Annotated in this window: 15 protein-coding genes and 1 riboswitch; of the genes, 14 read left to right on the top strand and 1 reads right to left on the bottom strand. The window is 67.7% G+C overall.

Features of this window, described 5'->3' with window-relative positions; genetic code table 11:
* Positions 1 to 4: 4 nt before the first annotated feature.
* The 11 genes from AB0B82_RS09150 (at position 5) to AB0B82_RS09100 (ending at position 13,351) form a co-directional block, all read left to right on the top strand.
* Entirely contained in the window at positions 5 to 805 is an 801-nt protein-coding gene (locus AB0B82_RS09150) for a hypothetical protein (protein ID WP_360164343.1), read from the top strand.
* 57 nt (positions 806 to 862) lie between these two features.
* Positions 863 to 1,972 (top strand): hypothetical protein, encoded by a 1,110-nt coding sequence (locus tag AB0B82_RS09145; RefSeq protein WP_360164341.1) that lies wholly within the window; start codon positions 863 to 865, stop codon positions 1,970 to 1,972.
* Between the two features lie 82 nt (positions 1,973 to 2,054).
* Positions 2,055 to 3,116, top strand: coding sequence for a M48 family metalloprotease (locus AB0B82_RS09140; protein ID WP_360164339.1), 1,062 nt, complete (start codon positions 2,055 to 2,057; stop codon positions 3,114 to 3,116).
* On the top strand, positions 3,113 to 4,774 hold the full coding sequence (locus tag AB0B82_RS09135) for a TraM recognition domain-containing protein (RefSeq protein WP_360164338.1): 1,662 nt from the start codon (positions 3,113 to 3,115) through the stop codon (positions 4,772 to 4,774). The genes AB0B82_RS09140 and AB0B82_RS09135 overlap by 4 nt, the downstream gene beginning before the upstream one ends.
* A 265-nt stretch (positions 4,775 to 5,039) precedes the next feature.
* Positions 5,040 to 5,267 (top strand): hypothetical protein, encoded by a 228-nt coding sequence (locus tag AB0B82_RS09130; RefSeq protein WP_360164336.1) that lies wholly within the window; start codon positions 5,040 to 5,042, stop codon positions 5,265 to 5,267.
* A 190-nt stretch (positions 5,268 to 5,457) separates the two neighbouring features.
* Complete coding sequence (locus AB0B82_RS09125) at positions 5,458 to 6,933, top strand: M36 family metallopeptidase (protein WP_360164334.1); 1,476 nt, start codon at positions 5,458 to 5,460, stop codon at positions 6,931 to 6,933.
* A 37-nt stretch (positions 6,934 to 6,970) separates the two neighbouring features.
* Complete coding sequence (locus tag AB0B82_RS09120; RefSeq protein ID WP_360164332.1) at positions 6,971 to 7,900, top strand: oxidoreductase; 930 nt, start codon at positions 6,971 to 6,973, stop codon at positions 7,898 to 7,900.
* A 57-nt stretch (positions 7,901 to 7,957) separates the two neighbouring features.
* Positions 7,958 to 9,538, top strand: coding sequence for a CocE/NonD family hydrolase (locus AB0B82_RS09115; RefSeq protein WP_360164330.1), 1,581 nt, complete (start codon positions 7,958 to 7,960; stop codon positions 9,536 to 9,538).
* A gap of 95 nt (positions 9,539 to 9,633) precedes the next feature.
* On the top strand, positions 9,634 to 12,099 hold the full coding sequence (locus AB0B82_RS09110; RefSeq protein WP_360164328.1) for a LamG-like jellyroll fold domain-containing protein: 2,466 nt from the start codon (positions 9,634 to 9,636) through the stop codon (positions 12,097 to 12,099).
* Between the two features lie 68 nt (positions 12,100 to 12,167).
* Positions 12,168 to 13,007 carry an aldo/keto reductase gene (locus AB0B82_RS09105; RefSeq protein WP_360164326.1) on the top strand — a complete coding sequence of 280 codons (840 nt, stop codon included), beginning with the start codon at positions 12,168 to 12,170 and terminating at the stop codon, positions 13,005 to 13,007.
* A riboswitch (guanidine-III (ykkC-III) riboswitch) is annotated at positions 13,006 to 13,073 on the top strand. It overlaps the preceding gene by 2 nt.
* Before the next feature lie 23 nt (positions 13,074 to 13,096).
* Positions 13,097 to 13,351, top strand: a complete 255-nt coding sequence (locus AB0B82_RS09100; protein WP_360164324.1) for a hypothetical protein — start codon at positions 13,097 to 13,099, stop codon at positions 13,349 to 13,351.
* Positions 13,352 to 13,384: 33 nt separating this feature from the next.
* Here AB0B82_RS09100 and AB0B82_RS09095 read toward each other — a convergent pair whose 3' ends face one another.
* Complete coding sequence (locus AB0B82_RS09095) at positions 13,385 to 14,236, bottom strand: hypothetical protein (RefSeq protein WP_360164322.1); 852 nt, start codon at positions 14,234 to 14,236, stop codon at positions 13,385 to 13,387.
* A gap of 232 nt (positions 14,237 to 14,468) precedes the next feature.
* Here AB0B82_RS09095 and AB0B82_RS09090 point away from each other — a divergent pair, with 232 nt between their 5' ends.
* The 3 genes from AB0B82_RS09090 to AB0B82_RS09080 are packed head-to-tail and all read left to right on the top strand — an operon-like array spanning position 14,469 to position 17,471.
* Positions 14,469 to 15,503, top strand: coding sequence for a MoxR family ATPase (locus AB0B82_RS09090; RefSeq protein ID WP_360164320.1), 1,035 nt, complete (start codon positions 14,469 to 14,471; stop codon positions 15,501 to 15,503).
* A gap of 22 nt (positions 15,504 to 15,525) precedes the next feature.
* Entirely contained in the window at positions 15,526 to 16,518 is a 993-nt protein-coding gene (locus AB0B82_RS09085; RefSeq protein ID WP_360164318.1) for a DUF58 domain-containing protein, read from the top strand.
* A complete protein-coding gene (locus AB0B82_RS09080; RefSeq protein ID WP_360164316.1) occupies positions 16,518 to 17,471 on the top strand; it encodes a VWA domain-containing protein in 954 nt (317 codons plus the stop codon). The genes AB0B82_RS09085 and AB0B82_RS09080 overlap by 1 nt, the downstream gene beginning before the upstream one ends.
* Positions 17,472 to 17,478 lie beyond the last annotated feature (7 nt).

The following is a 17,478-nucleotide window of genomic DNA, read 5'->3' as shown; positions in this document are numbered from 1 at the left end:
AAGCATGGCGTTTGGTCGCAACCGTCGGCGCCCCGGCTCGTCGTCCGATATGTGGCAGACATCGGAATCACCAACCGAATCGCCTCGGCCCAGGAATCGACGCGAGCGTCGTCGCGAAGACATCGCCCGCCAGCGCGCTCTGTTGCGCGAGCGGCGCCGTAGCGAGCCGGCGAGCCCGATCGGCGTGATCGCGGTGATCGTCCTTCTCGCTGTGATTGTCCTAGGCGTCGGAGGTGGCCTGCCCCGCCTGTTCGGTGATGAGGGTGAGCAAGGTCCGACGGGTCTCTTGACGCCTGGAGACTCGGCAACCAGCGGGCCTGACGAGGGTGAGACGACGGTGCCTATATCAACGCCGAACGGCCCCTTGCCCGTTTCGACTCCCCCGCCGCAGACGCAGCGCCCTGGGGCGGAAGCGACGGTTGCTGCAGACGAAGCGACGCGGAGTTGGGCGAAGGTGTTCTACACGCGTCAGCCGGCACGTGAGACCTACGCTCAACTCGTCGAGCGAGCAGCGCAATTCACCACGCGAGAACTGGCCGACAGCTTCAGGGCGTCGGTCGACTCGACGTACGGCGCTCTGCGGGACAGTGGTGGAACGTCGAGGGTTCTGTCCGTGTCGATCGTCAAGCCCAGACCGGACACCGCTCCCGTTGACACCCCGACCAGGATTACTCGTTTGGTGAACATCAACATCGAGACGACCGGTGACGACGCCGGCCGCTTCGCCGTGCCGCTGCTCGTCACCGTGATGCCCGACAGCGGACGCTGGCTGGTCAGCGCAGTCGACGGGGGTACCGGCCCGTGACGCGCGGTTGGGGTGCTCTCGATGTTTAGCGGTAGGGATCTTGCGGAGGCCGCGGGTTTGGCCGGTGCAAAGAGTCTCGCGCCGAAGATCGCGGCGGTCGGCGCCGTTCTGGTTCTGACGACTGCCGTGATCCTGGCCCCGTTCGGTGCCGGAAGCAACCAGGTGACCGCTGCCTGCCCGCCTGGCGTACCGGGAGGTGCTGACGACCCGCCCGTACGTGGCTCCCTGCGCGCCGTCCAGATCTCCTACGCGAAGATCATCGACGGTGTTGCGGTCAAACGAGGTCTGCCAGGCCAGGCGACGCTGGTCGCGCTCATGACCGCGCTGCAGGAGTCGCAGCTCCAGAACCTCACCTACGGTGACCGGGATTCTGTCGGGCTCTTCCAGCAGCGGCCGTCGGCAGGGTGGGGAACAGTGCAGGAGATCCTTGATCCCGTCTACGCGGCCAACGCCTTCTTCGGCGGACCGGAGCCACCCAGTCCACCTGGACTTGTGGAGATCAAGGGCTGGGAGACGATGCCCTACACGGTTGCCGCGCAGGCGGTTCAAGTCTCAGCGTTTCCTGATGCCTATGCCCGGCAGGAGAACACGGCTCGGCTCATCGCTGAGGAAGCCGGTATCGATCTCAACAGGCCGGGGGATCCATACGCGGGCGGGTCGGGTCGGCCGTCGGCAGGCGGCACGTCATCGCCAGGCACTGAAGTTGGCGACCAATGCGGAGGCGGACTGGTCGACGGCAAGCCGATCGCTGGAAAATGGCCTGCAGAGGAGCAAAGCGTGCCGGACCCGACCGGGACTGGTGGCCTGCTGACTCCACGGATGGCTGCCTGGGTCCAGGCCGCGCGAACTGCTCTGCAGAATCCGAGCATGTCTTGCTGGGACGCTCATGCGTGGAACCCGACAAGTGACCACCCCAAAGGCAAGGCCTGCGACGTATTCGTCGGAGGAGATGCCCGCAAATCACCCGCTCAGCGGACCAAAGGCGATGAGTACGCGAACTGGACGGTCAGTACGGCAGGTAAGACCGGGGTGCGGTATGTGATCTGGTACGGAAAGATCTGGAGTGCCCGGACCGGACAGTGGCGACCGTACAACGGAGGTGGTGTCTACAATCCGACGGACGCGACCGGCGGTCACTACGACCACGTGCATGTGTCGATGTACTGAGGCGACCGGCAAGCGTGGTGACTTGGGAGAGATGCGCAAGTGATGCTGAACTGGGAGTCGTCGAGCCGACCGGAGGTGTCAGATGAGCGATCCTGACGACCGCGACCGGCCTGGATCGTTCTCGCCCGACGACTGGGAGTCGGCCGCACAGCCCAGGCAAGGAGATCCTGCGCCGAACGCCCCTGACGGTCTTCCGGGCACCTTCGGAACCGGCGACTCTGCTTCTGTCGGCGGATCACCGCCGCCCGCCTTCGCGTTCTCCACACACTCTGCTGCTGAGCTGCTACTAGGGATCCCGTGGGCGATTTGGAGTTTCGCCGTCGTTTCGACCGTCGCGTCGTGGATCGTCGATGGTTTTGCTGTCGTGCTCATCGTCACGCTCTGGGTCTTGTCCGGCCTGCTGGTAGTGGTGCCCTCCACCGAGGAATACGTCGCCAGGTACTTGTATCGGCTGCGTTTGCCGACCCTGCTCGAACAGCAAAAGCTCGACGTCGCATGGCGGGCCGTGTGCACACGTGCCGGTGTCGATCCCCGCTATCACAAGCTGTGGGTCGAAGAGTCTGAGACTGTCAACGGAGCGTCTGTCGCTGGCCGGTCAGTCGCCGTCACCAGGTGGGCACTGAACAATCTTCCCCCGCGCCAACTGCAGGCTGTGCTGGCTCACGAACTGGGGCACCACAGCGGCGGGCATCCGTGGGCAACGCTTGTGGTGTCCTGGTACGCACAACCTGCGCGGCTGATGGTAGCGGCGTTCCGGGCACTCTTGCGGCTCAGCTCGCAGGTTGCCGCCGTGGGATGTCTCGTCGTCGCGATCGTCGTCCTCGCGATCTGCGGCTTTGCAATTCAGTCCCTCTGGGGCGGGAGCGGATCGGACTGGGGCTGGATGCTCTACGCAATCCTGCCTTTCGTTGTGCCGATCCCGCTCGCTTGGCTGAGCAGGCGTTCTGAACTGGTCGCTGATCGAGTCGCGGCAGATCTCGGTTACGCGCGGGAGCTCATCGCCTTTTTCTACGACCTGCAGGCGCAGGGTGAGGACGTCGCAAGGCGAGCCACCGGCTGGCGTGGCGCACTCTATGCGACGCATCCGTCGATCGCTGATCGCATTCGGACACTCGAGATCTACCTGCAGGACACGAGATCATGAACAAGAGACGCGACCAGTTCAAGTCGCTGAAGGACAGGCTGGCGGCCATCGCAGCCGCAGTCGGCGGACAGACTCCGCCTCCTCCACAGCCCTCAACTAGGCCCAGGCGCACTGTGCAACCCTGGGAGAAGATCCGTGGTTCGCACGCGGACCTGGCAACGCAACTCGACGAGTTGGCGCGTTCTGCCGATTTCGGCGACGTCGATCGTGCCCGCATCGCGCATGTCATCGATCGATCGATGACGCACCCGGAGGAACTCGAACGGCTCACTCGTGCCATCGAGCGCGACAACAGCGCGGCCCTCGTTCATCCATCGCAACAACGGAATCTGCCGGGGCAGAGGTTCGCCCGGCACAACCTCCTTGCCGGCCAGGTTCGGCTCGGAGAAGTCGTCGCCGACCATCGCAGCGATTTCGAGATCACCGGTGACTTCGGCATCGATCTGGATGTGCTGCGAACGTCCCTGCTGGTCATCGGGCCACCTGGGTCGGGCAAGACCCGTGGCTTGGCGACGCCCATCGTCGAACATCTCTCGCTTGCGGCCTTGACAGGCAAAGCAAGCATGGTCGTCGTCGATCCGAAGTCGACAGACTTTGCTTACGACGGATGGTTCGATGTCACGATCGATCCGTTGAACCCGAGCTGCGGGTTCAGCCTGTTCGGTGGATCGCGGACGGCGGATGTAGCCGCGGACCGGTTGGCCAGCGCGCTCTTGCCGCCGCGGGTGAGTGACGACAAGGCCTACTTCATCGACGCCTCGAAGAATGCGTTGTACGCGTGTCTCGCGCCGTTCGAGGCGGCGTACCAACGGTGGCCAACCGTACCGGAGTTGCTCGGTCTGCTCCGGGCCGATCAAGCCTCCATGGACCGAGTGAAGGAGCGGCTGAAAGGACCCGGCGCTAAGGAGTTCAAGGCTCTTCTGGACAGCCGGAAGGCACAGACCCAACGGAGCGCGGACCCGGCGGCCAGCCTGGTTGAGCGGTTCGCTTTACTCGATCGCCCGTCGCTCCGGAACCTGTTCGATCACACGGGCCCGACGTTTCAGATGCGCGACCTGAACCGCCCGGTGCGGGTCAGGGTCGCGCTACCGGAAGCCGAGTACCCCGACGCGTCGCGGATTCTTGCTCGGCTGGTGGTCTCGCAATTCGTGCAGATCACCTCGTCCAGCGAAACCGACAGATCGATCTTCAAGGCACTCGTCATCGACGAGGCGGGCCGGTTCGTCGACGACTACGTCGCCAGAGGAGTACAGAAGCTGCGCTCGAACAACGCGGGTCTGATCCTGCTGTCGCAGACGATGTCGGACTTCCCGCCGGAGGTTCGTGCGACCGTGTTCGGGTCGACGGGATGCAAAGCCGTGTTCGGCGGCATCGATCCCGCGGACGCGGACGTCTTCTCCCGCTGGTTCGGGGAGCAGTACGTCACCGAAACGACCATCAATCGAAGTGCGACCAGCGGCGTTCACTACAACGAATTCGGATCGATGGGCGGGCGGTCGGAGAGCCGCACGTCCGGCTACAGCGCTCGGCGGGTCGAGCGTGCTCGGTGGACGGTGTCGGACATCATCACCGGGGTGCCGGCCGGGCACGCATTGATCTCGTTGGCGCGGTCGAACGGCGTTCGCGTCGGTCCCGTCCTCGTCAACCTGCGCGGTTGAGCAGACCGCGGCGCACGGAGTCGGATCCGAAAATGCGCCGCGGTCTCATCGGCATCAACGGTGTTCGCGCACCTCAGCCGACCAGCCCACGGTACCTGATGGCCTTCTCTCAGGCGGTGGTGGCGCAGTGCCGAAGGCAGTTGTTAGCCTGTCAACACAACACAAAAGTACCAATCGGTGCCTTCATTCGCTTGTGATTGATTCGCCGATTGGTTGTTCGCGCAGCTATCGGCGATCCTTCACCTCACCTTAGGAGTCGGATCCTATGGCTGCCAACACCCGTAGTAGGCGCACAGCTTTCGAACAGAAAGTTGAGCGTTGGAATGCCAATGTGGTCGCCTTGACCTCGCTGATGGTGAGCTTGGGAAGTCTGCTTCGGCAGTTTGCCCGGGTGATCCTGATCGTCAGTCTCGCGGCCGCGGTGTTCTGGCCGGGGCTTTTGCCGCTCGTAGTTGCGGGCTCGGGTTTGCTCTTGCAGATTCGCCGTTCGTAGGTGCGGGACATGACAGCCCGATCCCTCAGGGGTCGGGCTGTTGTGTTGCCGCCGCCCTGGCGACCGCTGTGCGGGGTTTCCCTTGTGGTGTGGCGGTGGGTGGTTGTGGCTTCACAGGGGGTGGGGTGGGGAATTAGGGTTCGACGGATCGTAGTGGTTGTGTTACGCAACAGGAGCTGGGAGGGAACGGATGAGGAGACGCCGGAAGGCGCTGGTGGCTGTTGTTGTCGGGGTGGCGGGGTTGTCGCTGGGGGTGTCGTTCACCAGTGCGGCGGGGGCGGCGCCGGAGGTGGTGAGTGCCAAGGCGGACGGGTTGAAGTTGATCAAGACCAAGACCTCGTTGCTGGGGAAGCACTATTGGTACGAGCAGACGTTCAAGGGTCTGCCGGTGGTCAACGGGTACTACGCGAAGCATGTGACCGAGGGTGGTGCCGTGCAGATCGCGGACGGGCGGGCCGCCGTACCGGCTAACCTCGACGTCAGTGCGAAGGTCGCGCCGACCGTGGCGACGCAGGCGGCGAACACGGCCGTGACGGCGCGTGCGAACCGGGCCAACCGGGCCGGGGTCGCCGGGCCGCACAAGGATGCGGTGAAGCAGCCGGGGGCCACGAGTGGGGCCGCGCAGCTCGCGGTGATCGGTGGGCCGAACGCGCGCCTGGTGTGGAACGTGACCAGTCGCTCGGCCGAGGGGGTCAGCCGGTCGCTTGTCGACGCGAAGACCGGAAGTGTCGTCGAGTCGAAGGTGATCAGCGACAACGTCGACGGTCGTGGCTCGGTGTTCGACCCGAACCCGGTGGTCAGTGAGCAGAACGAGAAGCTGACCGACAAGAACGACAAGAACACCGACGAGCTGTTCCTCGCGCAGAAGAACGTGATTCTGCGCAACCTGGACGGTTCCGGGACGCTCAGCGGGACGTATGTGAACGTCAAGGAGGCGAAGGGCGGTCTCGCCCAGAGCAAGTCGAACACGTTCGTGTACCAGCGTGCGAACGACAAGTTCGAGCAGGTGATGGTGTACTACCACGTCAACCAGACGCAGGAGTACATCCACAAGCTCGGGTTCACCGAGGTCAACAACGAGTCGCAGGACTTCTCGGTCAACACCTACGAGGGCGACAACTCGTTCTACGACCCGTCGACGGACCTGATCACGATGGGCGAGGGCGGGGTCGACGACGCCGAGGACGCCGAGGTGATCTGGCACGAGTACGGGCACGCGATCCAGGACGACGTCGTACCGGGCTTCGGGGAGTCCGAGGAGGCCGGCGCGATCGGCGAGGGCTTCGGCGACTACTGGGCCGTGACGATGTCGGTGCCGGTGAGCAAGGGCTTCGAGCTGCCGTGCGTGATGGACTGGGACGCGACGTCGTACACCTCGACCGAGCCGCACTGCCTGCGCCGTACGGACACCGGCAAGACGATGGACGACAAGACCGGTGAGGTGCACGACGACGGCGAGATCTGGTCGAACGCGCTGTGGGACATCCACCAGGCGCTCGGCCGGGCGAAGGCCAACAAGGTGATCCTCGAGGCGACGTTCTTCTACGACCCGGACACGTCGTTCGCCGACGCGGCGCGCGACACCGTCCAGGCCGCGCGGCTCCTGTACGGCAAGGCTGCCGCGCAAACGGTGACCGACGCCTTCAAGGCCCGCAAGATCCTGTAGCGACACGCCGAGGTCATGCGCCCACAACTGTGGGCGCATGACCTGGAGTACGGCGGACATCCCTGACCTCACCGGCAAGACCGCGCTGGTGACCGGCGCGACCAGTGGGCTCGGGTACGAGACCGCACTCGAGCTGCTGCGGCACGGTGCCGACGTACTGATCGCGGCCCGGAATCCGCAGAAAGCATCGCAGGCCGCCGAAACGCTCACGGCCAAGGCCGGGAAGCCACCGACCGTCCTCGAGTTGGACCTCGCCGATCTGGCGAGCGTCGAGCAGGCCGCGAACGAGGTCCTGAAGCAGTACGACGCCGTGGACGTGCTGATCAACAACGCCGGCGTGATGGCGCCGCCGTACCGGCAGACTGTGGACGGATTCGAGCTGCAGCTCGGCACCAACCATCTCGGTCATTTCGCGTTGACCGGCCGGCTGCTGCCGCTCCTTCGCCACGGCAGCCGGGTCGTGACGGTGAGCTCGTTCATGCACAAGACCGTCCGTGGGATCAGCCGGCAGGACCTGCGGCAGCCGGCTGCGGGCTACCGGAAGTGGGAGTCCTACGGAAAGTCGAAGCTCGCGAACCTGCTCTTCATGCTCGAGCTCGACCGCCGTGCCCGCGCGGCGGGTGCGCAGCTGCTGAGCGTCGGCGCGCATCCCGGCTACGCGTCGACCCACCTCCAGGCGGCCGGGCCCGAGCTCGCGGGCCGCGATCTGCAGGCTCGGCTGTGGCGCGCGGGGACCCGTCTGCTCGCGCAGTCCGCCGCCGCGGGGGCATGGCCGAGTCTGTACGCCGCGACGTACCCGGACCTGCGCCCCGGCTCGTACGTCGGGCCGGGCTTCTTCGAGTACCGCGGTACGCCGAAGGTGGTGCTGCCGTCCCGCACCGCACAAGATCCCGAGCTGGCGAAGCGACTGTGGGAGTGGTCGGTCGAGGCCACCGGCGTCGATCCGGTACTCACCGTGCCGAACTAGTGACACAGCGGTAGATTTCTGGTTACCCTCCGGTAATTCCACTTGCCGGAGGTTCCCATGCGCCGACTTGCCGCCGCGTTCGCAGCTGCCCTGACCCTGATCGCCGCGACCCTCGTCGCGGTCGGCCCGCGCGCGGACGCGAGCCAGCCTGGGTTCAGTGCCGCGTATCAGCGCATCCCAGGTGCCGGAGGCATCGAAATCGGCGCCGTCGTCCTCACGCCGACCGGCCAGGGCAGCGGCCCGTTCCCGCTCGTCGTGATGCCGTCGAGCTGGGGTATGCCGAACGTCGAGTACGTCGGCCAGGGCGCGAAGCTGGCCACGGCCGGGTTCCAGGTGATCTCGTACTCGAGCCGCGGCTTCTGGGACACCGGCGGCGGCATCGACATCGCCGGCCCGCCGACCGTCGCCGATGTCAGCAAGGTGATCGACTGGGCCGACGCGCACACGCCCGCGGACACCCGTCGGGTCGCGGCGGTGGGGATCTCGTACGGCGCGGGTACGTCGCTGCTCGCCGCGGCGAAGGACCCGCGCATCAAGGTGGCCGGCGCGCTGAGCGGCTGGGCGGACCTGATCAGATCGCTCAACCCCAACGAAACCGTGGCCCTTCAGTCGGTGGCGGGTCTGCTTGCTCTGGGCAACATCACCGGCCGGCCCGGTCCGGAGCTGGCTTCGCTGCAGACGAAGTTCGTCACCGGCGACTTCGACAAAGCGATCGCGCAGGCGAAGCAACTCGCACCGCCCAGGTCGGCGCAGACCGTGGTGGGCCGGCTCAACGCGCACGGCACCGCGATCTTCCTGGCCAACGCGTTCGAGGACTCAATCTTCCCGCCCTCGCAGTACACGGACTTCTTCACCGCGCTGACCGGACCGAAGCGGTTGCTGCTGGCGCACGGCGATCACGCCACGCCGGACGCGAGCGGAGCCATTGGGCTGCCCAATGAAACCTGGGACGAACTCGTCGGCTGGCTGAAGCACTACCTCCAAGATGCGGACAACGGCGCCGACAAGGAGCCGGCGGTCCAACTCAAGTCGCAGCGCGGCGTCTGGCGCGGCTACCCCAACTGGGCAGCGGTCGGCGGCGAGCGTACGTCGTACCTCACGAAGGCAGGCGCGATGCAGGCGACCGCCTCGACGGGCTGGAGCCGCACGATCGGCGCGGGCGTGCCGACGATCGCCGACAGCGGTGTCGCGCTCGTGTCGGGTGCACTGCAGGGCCTGTTGTCGATCCCGACCGGTGTCGCGACACCGTTGGTGAGTCGGACCTTCGCGGGCGTCTGGACCGGCCCGAAGTTCGACCGGCCGACGGTGGTCAACGGCATCCCCACAGCGCAGCTGACCGTGACGCCGTCAGCGGCCGACACGTCGCTGTTCGCCTACCTGTACGACGTCGACGCGCTCGGCGTCGGCTCGTTGATCTCGCACAAGCCGTACACGCTGCGCGGAGCGACGCCCGGTCAGCCCGTACCCCTCGACCTCCGGCTGGAGGCGACGAGCTGGGAGGTGCCGGCCGGTCATCGGCTGGTGCTGGTGGTGGACACGGTCGACCCCCGGTACCTCGGCCGGAGCGTGCTCGGCTCGACGGTGACGTTCAGCTCACCCGCGAGCAACCCGTCCCGCCTCACGGTCCCGCTCGGGTAGACACCCGCATGTTTGAACATGCGCGAACTCTTGCCTTTTTGGGATGAGAACGTTTCCATGGGGATCGCCTTTCTCCGTCCCGAAAGGACCCGCCCATGCTCAAAATGCTCGCCGCGGCAGCCCTGGTGGCTGCCTCGGCCGTCGTACCTCCAGCCGCCCGGGCCACCGCACCCGATGACTGGCAGCCCGGAACCCCGCCGCTCACGACCCCGTGGACCGACGACGTCTCGCCCACCAACGCGCTCCCGGAGTACCCGAGACCGCAACTGACCCGCCCCGACTGGCGCAATCTCAACGGCCTCTGGGAATGGGCGCCCGCCGCCCCCGGTGAGGCACCGCCCTTCGGCCGCACGCTCGCCGAGAAGGTGCTCGTCCCGTACCCGATCGAGTCCGCCCTGTCCGGTCTGCAGAAGCACGAGGACCGGATGTGGTACCGCCGCACCTTCGAGGTGCCGAACCAGTGGAAGGGCAAACGCCTCGTCCTGCACTTCGGCGCGGTCGACTACGACGCGAAGGTGTGGGTCAACGGCCGGCCGGTGGCCACCCATCGCGGCGGATACGACGGGTTCGACGTCGATGTGACGAACGCGCTGCACACGAAAGGCCCGCAGGAACTGATCGTCTGGGCGGAGGACCTGACCGACGACACGTTCCAGCCGATCGGCAAGCAACGCAAGGTCAGTGACCACGGCATCTTCTACCAGGGCAGCTCCGGCATCTGGCGCACCGTCTGGATGGAGCCGGTCAACGCCGCGTCGATCCAGCGTCTGCAGCTCACGCCGGACCTGCCGAACCAGACGCTGAAGGTCACCGCGGACACCACCGGCCCACAAGGCCTCGACGTCGAGGTCACGGCGTACGACGGACGTCGGCCGGTGGCCCGAGCGACCGGCAAGGCGAACGCCGAGCTCAAGCTCCGCATCAAGAACCCGAAGACCTGGTCACCGGACAACCCGTTCCTGTACGACCTCAAGGTCAAGCTGTTCGACCGGGGGAAGCTCGTGGACCAGGTCGGCTCGTACGCCGGAATGCGCTCGGTCGGACTGCAGAAAGGGGCCGACGGCAAGCTCCGGATGGCGTTGAACGGGGAGATCCTGTTCAACCTGTCGACGCTCGACCAGGGCTTCTGGCCGGACGGCCTGAACACCGCACCGACCGATGCCGCGCTGCGCTTCGACCTCGAGCAGCACAAGCGCCTCGGCTTCAACACCGTCCGCAAGCACATCAAGGTCGAGCCTGATCGCTGGTACTACTGGGCTGACAAGCTAGGCCTGATGGTGTGGCAGGACATGCCGTCGTCGAAGACCGATGCGATGCCGGATCCGTGGCGTGCCCAGTTCGAGGCCGAGCTGCACGAGCTGATCGAGGAACACAAGAGCGTACCGTCGATCACGGTTTGGGTGCCGTTCAACGAGGGCTGGGGCGAGTGGGACCGCGAGGAGACCGGTCGCATCGCCGATGCGGTCGAAGCTCAGGACCCGACCCGACTGGTCAACGCGCACAGCGGTGTCAATTGCTGCAACTCGCACGGCGACTCCGGTCGCGGTGACCTGCTCGACTACCACGCCTACCTCGGCCCCGCGACGACCATGCCGGACGAGCACCGCGCCGCGGTCGACGGTGAGCACGGCGGCTTCGGCCTGAAGGTGCCGGACCACATGTGGTTCGGCGACGGATCGGCGTACGAGATGCTGCCGGACTCGGAGACGCTCACCCGCCGCTACGTCGAGAACCAGACCGATGTCCTGAAATCGGCGCAGCAGTGTGGCATCAGCGGATCGGTCTACACCCAGATCACCGACGTCGAGGGAGAGCTGAACGGCTTCTTCACCTACGACCGCCGCGTACCGAAGATGGACTTCGCCCAGGTGCGCACGATCAACGAACGCATCGTCGCGACCGCGGACGGCACCGGCAGCGGGACGCCGGATCCCGGACCGGGCACACCGGGGGAGGACGGCATCCACTTCTATCCACTCGACGGATCCGGTGACGATGCCGTCGGCAACAATGACGCGAAACCGCAGGGCGGTGCGACGTACGGCGACGGCAAGAACGGCCAGGGGCTGGTGCTGAACGGCCAGGGCCAGTACGCCGACACCGGCGCGGCGTTGCTGGACACGAGCAAGAACTACACCGCGAGCGCGTGGGTGAAGCTCAACAAGGCCGACGGCTCGTTCCAGACGTTCGTCAGCCAGGACGGTGACCGGGACAGCGCGTTCTTCCTGCAGTACTCCGGGCAGGACGAGCGGTTCGCGATGAGCTTCCCGGGGATCCGCGCGCTGTCGCCGACCAAGCCGAACCCCGGCCAGTGGTACCACGTCACCGGCGTCCGCGACGTCGTGCAGGGTGAGCTGAAGCTGTACGTCGACGGGGAGCTCGTCGCCACGAAGAGCGCGTGCAGTCTCGACTCGACCGCGACCGGTAACACCGTCATCGGCCGCGCGAAGTTCGGTGGCAACCCGGTCGACTTCCTGGACGGGACGATCGACCAGGTGCACCTGTACGACCGCGCTCTGACCGACGCGGAGGTGCAGGCGCTGTACGCCTCCGGTCGGTAGTTTCGAGATGCGCAGAAGCCGCCGAGCCCCGATCCTGGTAGGTAACCGACCCAGCGGAGGTGAGTGCGATGGCCGCACCCAGCCAGGTGCTCGCTGCCCGCTGCACGGCCCGGTTCCGGCCGCCCAGGTTCGGCCTCGGCGGCTGCCACCTCGGCGACGCACCGGGCCTCGGCGACGCACCGGGCCTCGGCCGGGCCGAGGATGCTGCCGACGAGCAGGCGATCGCCACCATCGATGCGGCGTACCAGGCGGGTATGAGATTTTTCGAGACGTCCCCGGCGTACGGCGCCTCCGAACCCCGTCTCAGTACGGCGCTGCGCCGCCGGCCGCGCGGTGAGTTCCTGATCGCGACCACGGTGACCGGGACGGATCCGGAGGCATCGGTCCGGGCGAGCTGCGAACGCCTCGGGCTCGCGGTCGACCTGGTGTTCGCGCAGGACGACGTGACGTTCCCGGTGCTCGACCAGTTGCGGCGCGACGGTGTGATCAAGGCGATCGGCGCGCTCGCGGAGGACTGGCGCGAGCTCGACCGGCTGGTGCGCGACGGCGAGCCCGACTGCGTGCTGCTCAGCGGTCAGTACGGACTGCTCGACCAGTCGGCCGAGCCGCTGCTCGAACGGTGCGCTGCTCGCGGCGTGTCCGTGATCGTGTCCGGCGTCCTCACCCCCGAGGTCCTGCACGGACAGAGCGTCCAGGCGCGGCGGATCTCCGCGGTCTGCGAGCGGTACGGCGTTTCGCTGCCGCAGGCGGCGTTGGCGTTCCCGAGCCGCCATCCGGCTGTCACCTCGGTGCTGATCGCGGCGTCGTCGCCGGCCGAGATCCGTGCGGACGCGGCGCTCGTCCGGCAGCCCGTCCCGGAGCGGCTCTGGAAGGACACGGAATTCCTGCGCTTGCTATCGTCGAGTTAGGAGCCGCCCTTCCCGGCGGTTCCCCGGACGAGTGGCGTCGTACCCGGTCTGCCAAGACGACGTCGTGCCCCGTGGGAGGGGGCCGTCCCATGCATGCTCTCGACGTTCTCGAGATCGCCGGTGCGCTCACGATCCTGATCGCGTTCGCGGCCGCCCAGGCCGGAAAGCTGCGCCAGCGTACCGTCACGTACCAGTTGCTCAACCTGCTCGGATCGGGGGTGCTGGCAACGATCGCCGCCGTCCAGTCCTCGTGGGGCTTCCTGCTGCTCGAGGGCAGCTGGGCGGTGATCAGCCTGATCGGGTTGCTCAGCCTCCGCCGGTCGCAGCGCGAACAGGCTGCTTAGGACCTCCGCCGGTCGCAGCGCGGAACAGGCTGCTCAGAACCTGTCCTCCGGGTTGGTCGCCGTACCGGGCGAACCGGTGGGCGCGATGGTCGGAATCCCGGTCGGCGCGGTGGTGGTCGGCGTCGACGGGCCTCCGGAAGGCGACGTGGAGCCGGTCCCCGTGCCCGGCGGCGGCGTGGTCGGCGTGACCGTCACGGTGGTGGTGCCGGTCGGCGTCGGGATCACGGGCTCGGGCTCCAGCGGCGGCGCGTTGCGGAACAACCACCACGCGAGCACGACCGCGAGGGCCATCAGCAGTGCCATCGTCAGCAACGCGAAGCCGAGCGCCCAGCGGGACGCGGGACGCAGTGCGCTCGGCCACGGCAGCGGCCAGATCCGGAACAGTCCGGGACGACGCCGGTTCTCCCAGTAGTGGCGGAAGTCCGGGCCGCGAAGTTTGCCGGGCTGCGGGACCCGATCCATCAGCACCGCGGACAGGATCTCCTCGCCGCGACGCTCCGCGATCAGCCGCTCGTCGGCCGCCGCGCTGGAGCCGTCGTCCGGCCGGATCGGCCCGATCGCGACCCAGAGCGCCAGATCGTCGTCGTCGGAGTCGTTGTGCGCGAGGACGACCTCCTCGGGCAGATCGTCGACCGCGTGCACGAACCGCTCCCGGGCGGCCGCGTCGTCGGCCGAACCCTCGGTCATCATCGCGACCACCGCGTCCCGCCCGTCGTCGGCGCTGGCGGCGTACAGATAACCGGCCGCGTTCGCACCGAGACGGCCGCGCAGCCAGAACGCACCGACCCGCGGCGGGTCCTCCGGCTGCAGCGGCAGGGCGGCCGGAATCTCCGGCGCGGCCGGCTGCTCCGGCTGCACCTCGGTGTGGGATTCGGTCGCGGTCATCACCCCAATCCCACCACATCCCCGGTAGCACTGTCGCCGCAGGCGAGCGGAGGCGGGATTTGGGCCGGAGGGGGAGGATGGGGAAAGGGTGCGGTGGGCCGTGCTGCTGCTGGACCCGGGGATCTGATGGAATGACCGGTGTCGCGATGTGATGTACGACGGTGATCGTCGGTGATGGACGGCGAATGACGGTGGATGACAAGGTCCGCGCGCGGACCCCGGAAGGACAGGCATGACCGAAACCACGGTGCCGGCAGGCTCGGTGGCCCAGCAGTCCCGGCTGATCGGGGAGGCCGTCGGCGAGGTCAAGCGGGTGATTGTCGGCCAGGAGCACATGGTCGAGACCCTGATGGTGTCGCTGCTGGCCAAGGGACACTGCCTGCTCGAGGGTGTTCCCGGGGTCGCCAAGACGCTCGCCGTCCGGACCTTCGCGAGCGTCGTCGGCGGGTCGTTCGCCCGGATCCAGTTCACCCCCGACCTGGTCCCGTCCGACATCGTCGGTACCCGGATCTACCGGCAGACCCGGGAAACCTTCGACATCGAGCTCGGCCCGACGTTCGTGAACTTCGTGCTCGCCGACGAGGTCAACCGCGCTCCGGCCAAGGTGCAGTCGGCGATGCTGGAGCTGATGGCCGAGCGGCAGGTGTCGATCGGCGGCCAGACCTTCCCGATGCCGAAGCCGTTCATCGTGATCGCCACCCAGAACCCGATCGAGTCCGAGGGCGTGTACCCGCTGCCCGAGGCGCAGCGCGACCGCTTCCTGGTGAAGATCGACGTACCGCATCCGCGCGGGCACGAGGAGTTCGAGATCCTCCGCCGGATGAGCGTCGACCCGCCGGAGCCGCGGCAGGTGCTGAAGCCGGAGACCATCCTCGAGCTGCAGCGGTCCGCGGAGCAGGTGTTCGTGCACAACCTGGTCGCGGAGTACGCCGTCCGCCTGGTGATGGCGACCCGGACGCCGACCGACTTCCACCTGCCCGACCTGGAGCCGATCATCGAGCTCGGCGTCAGCCCGCGCGCGACCCTCGGCCTGATCTCGGCCGGCCGGGCGCTGGCGCTGATCCACGGCCGCGACTACCTGCTGCCCAGTGACATTCAGACCGTCGCGCTGGACGTGATGGGCCACCGGCTCGGTCTGACCTTCGACGCCGTCGCCGACAACATCGACCCGCGCGCCGTGATCGAGCGCATCCTGGCCACCGTCCCGCCGCCCCAGCCGGTCTGGCGCGACGGCGCCGACGGCACCGGCCGCCCGGAGTTCGTCTGATGCTCCGGAACAGGGAGCATTAATGCCCAACCGTCCTGACCCGCGGGCTGCGATGACGATCTCGCAGCTCGCTCCCGAGCGTGCGTTGCGCCGGCTGGAGCTGACCGTCGTCCGGCGGCTCGAGGGCTATCTGCACGGTGAGCATCTCGGCCTGCTGCCGGGGCCGGGGACCGAGCTCGCGGAGGCGCGTGAGTACCAGGTCGGTGACGACGTCCGCCGGATGGACTGGGCGGTGACCGCGCGGACCACGGTGCCGCACGTCCGCGACCTGATCGCGGACCGTGAGCTGGAGACGTGGGCGCTGGTCGACCTGTCCGGCTCGATGGACTTCGGTACGTCGACGCTCGAGAAGCGCGAGCTCGCGGTCGCGGCCGTGGCCACCGTCGGGTTCCTCACCCACCGGCTCGGCGACCGGTTCGGCGGGCTGATGCTGCGCGACTCGGCGCTGCGGCGCTGGCCGGCGCGGTCCGGGCGGCTGGCGCTGTACGGCCTGCTGCGCGCGCTGCTGGCCGAGCAGGTCGCCACCGACGACGAGGTCCACCGCAGCGACCTGGCCGCGGCGCTCGAGTCGATGGCGCGCACCCAGCGTAAACGCGGTCTGCGGGTGATCGTGTCGGACTTCCTCACCCCGCACGACGGCGAGATCGCCACCCAGATCGAGCCGTCCTGGGAGCGCGCGATGCGGAAGCTGACCGCCCAGCACCAGGTGCTCGCGGTCGAGATCGTCGACCCGCGCGAGCTCGAGCTGCCGAACATCGGCGTGGTCACGATCGGTGACCCGGAGACCGGCGAGGTCCGCGAGATCGACACCCGGCGGCGCCGGGTCCGGGAGGCGTTCGCGACGGCCGCGCTCGCCCAGCGGGAACGAACCCGCGCCGCTCTGCGTAGGGTAGGTGCCGGGCATCTCGTGCTGCGCACGGACCGCGACTGGGTCGCTGACACCGTCCGGTTCACGCTGGCCTACCGGCGGATCGCGCCGCGCCTGCACCAACCGCCGAAGGGAGTGGCTCGCTGATGGAGTTCCTGTCTCCTGGGCGGTTGTGGTTCCTGCTGCTCATCCCGCTGATCCTCGCGGGATACATCTTCCTCCAGCACCGCCGCTCGCAGTACGCGTTGCGGTTCACCAACATCGCGCTGCTGGACCGGGTCGCGCCGCGCCGCCCGCAGTGGCGCCGGCACCTGGCCGTCGGGCTCGCGCTGCTCGCCGCGCTGATGTGCATCGTCGCGTTCGCGCAGCCGAAGGACAAGGTCAAGGTGCCGCGGGAGCGGGCCACGATCGTGGTCGCGATCGACGTCTCACTGTCGATGATGGCCACCGACATCGAGCCGAACCGGCTCGAGGCCGCGAAGAAGTCGGCGAAGAACTTCGTCAACCAGCTGCCGGCGAAGTTCAACGTCGCGCTGGTGAACTTCGCCGGTACCGCGTCGATCATCGTGCCGCCGACCACCGACCGGGCGACCGTCCTGCGCTCGATCGACGGTCTGGAGCTGGCCGAGTCGACCGCGACCGGTGAAGGCATCTTCACCTCGCTGCAGGCGCTGACCCAGGTGCCGCCGGACCCGGAGCACCCGGACGACCCGGCGCCGGCCCGGATCGTGCTGCTGTCGGACGGCAAGCGGACCGTCGGCCGGACCGCCCAGGAAGGCGCCCAGGCGGCGAAGGCGAAGAACACCCCGGTCTACACGATCTGCTTCGGCACCGACTCCGGGTTCATCGAGATGGACGGGATCCGGCAGCGGGTGCCACCGGACCGCGCCGAGCTGCGCACCGTGGCCGAGATCAGCGGCGGCGAGGCCTACACCGCGGAGTCGGCCGGTGAGCTCGAGGACGTCTACAAGGACATCGGCTCCTCGGTCGGGTACGACGAGGTCGACAAGGAGATCACCGCCCGGTACGCCGGGATCGCGATGCTGTTCACGCTGGCCGCGGCCGGTGCCTGCATCGCCCTCGCCTCCCGCTTCCCGTAAGCGTCTC

Source organism: Kribbella sp. NPDC048915, from assembly GCF_040649595.1.
Taxonomy (GTDB): domain Bacteria; phylum Actinomycetota; class Actinomycetes; order Propionibacteriales; family Kribbellaceae; genus Kribbella.
The sequence above is the reverse complement of the archived record's forward strand: the minus strand, read 5'-3'. Positions and strand labels throughout refer to the sequence as shown.

Excerpts from the sequence above, each read along its gene's own strand:
- AB0B82_RS09115 (WP_360164330.1), top strand. The coding sequence starts at position 7,958 with ATGCGCCGACTTGCCGCCGCGTTCGCAGCTGCCCTGACCCTGATCGCC.
- AB0B82_RS09135 (WP_360164338.1), top strand. The coding sequence starts at position 3,113 with ATGAACAAGAGACGCGACCAGTTCAAGTCGCTGAAGGACAGGCTGGCG.
- AB0B82_RS09110 (WP_360164328.1), top strand. The coding sequence starts at position 9,634 with ATGCTCAAAATGCTCGCCGCGGCAGCCCTGGTGGCTGCCTCGGCCGTC.
- AB0B82_RS09140 (WP_360164339.1), top strand. The coding sequence starts at position 2,055 with ATGAGCGATCCTGACGACCGCGACCGGCCTGGATCGTTCTCGCCCGAC.
- AB0B82_RS09125 (WP_360164334.1), top strand. The coding sequence starts at position 5,458 with ATGAGGAGACGCCGGAAGGCGCTGGTGGCTGTTGTTGTCGGGGTGGCG.
- AB0B82_RS09080 (WP_360164316.1), top strand. The coding sequence starts at position 16,518 with ATGGAGTTCCTGTCTCCTGGGCGGTTGTGGTTCCTGCTGCTCATCCCG.
- AB0B82_RS09120 (WP_360164332.1), top strand. The coding sequence starts at position 6,971 with ATGACCTGGAGTACGGCGGACATCCCTGACCTCACCGGCAAGACCGCG.
- AB0B82_RS09090 (WP_360164320.1), top strand. The coding sequence starts at position 14,469 with ATGACCGAAACCACGGTGCCGGCAGGCTCGGTGGCCCAGCAGTCCCGG.
- AB0B82_RS09085 (WP_360164318.1), top strand. The coding sequence starts at position 15,526 with ATGCCCAACCGTCCTGACCCGCGGGCTGCGATGACGATCTCGCAGCTC.
- AB0B82_RS09150 (WP_360164343.1), top strand. The coding sequence starts at position 5 with ATGGCGTTTGGTCGCAACCGTCGGCGCCCCGGCTCGTCGTCCGATATG.
- AB0B82_RS09130 (WP_360164336.1), top strand. The coding sequence starts at position 5,040 with ATGGCTGCCAACACCCGTAGTAGGCGCACAGCTTTCGAACAGAAAGTT.
- AB0B82_RS09100 (WP_360164324.1), top strand. The coding sequence starts at position 13,097 with ATGCATGCTCTCGACGTTCTCGAGATCGCCGGTGCGCTCACGATCCTG.
- AB0B82_RS09105 (WP_360164326.1), top strand. The coding sequence starts at position 12,168 with ATGGCCGCACCCAGCCAGGTGCTCGCTGCCCGCTGCACGGCCCGGTTC.
- AB0B82_RS09095 (WP_360164322.1), bottom strand. The coding sequence starts at position 14,236 with ATGACCGCGACCGAATCCCACACCGAGGTGCAGCCGGAGCAGCCGGCC.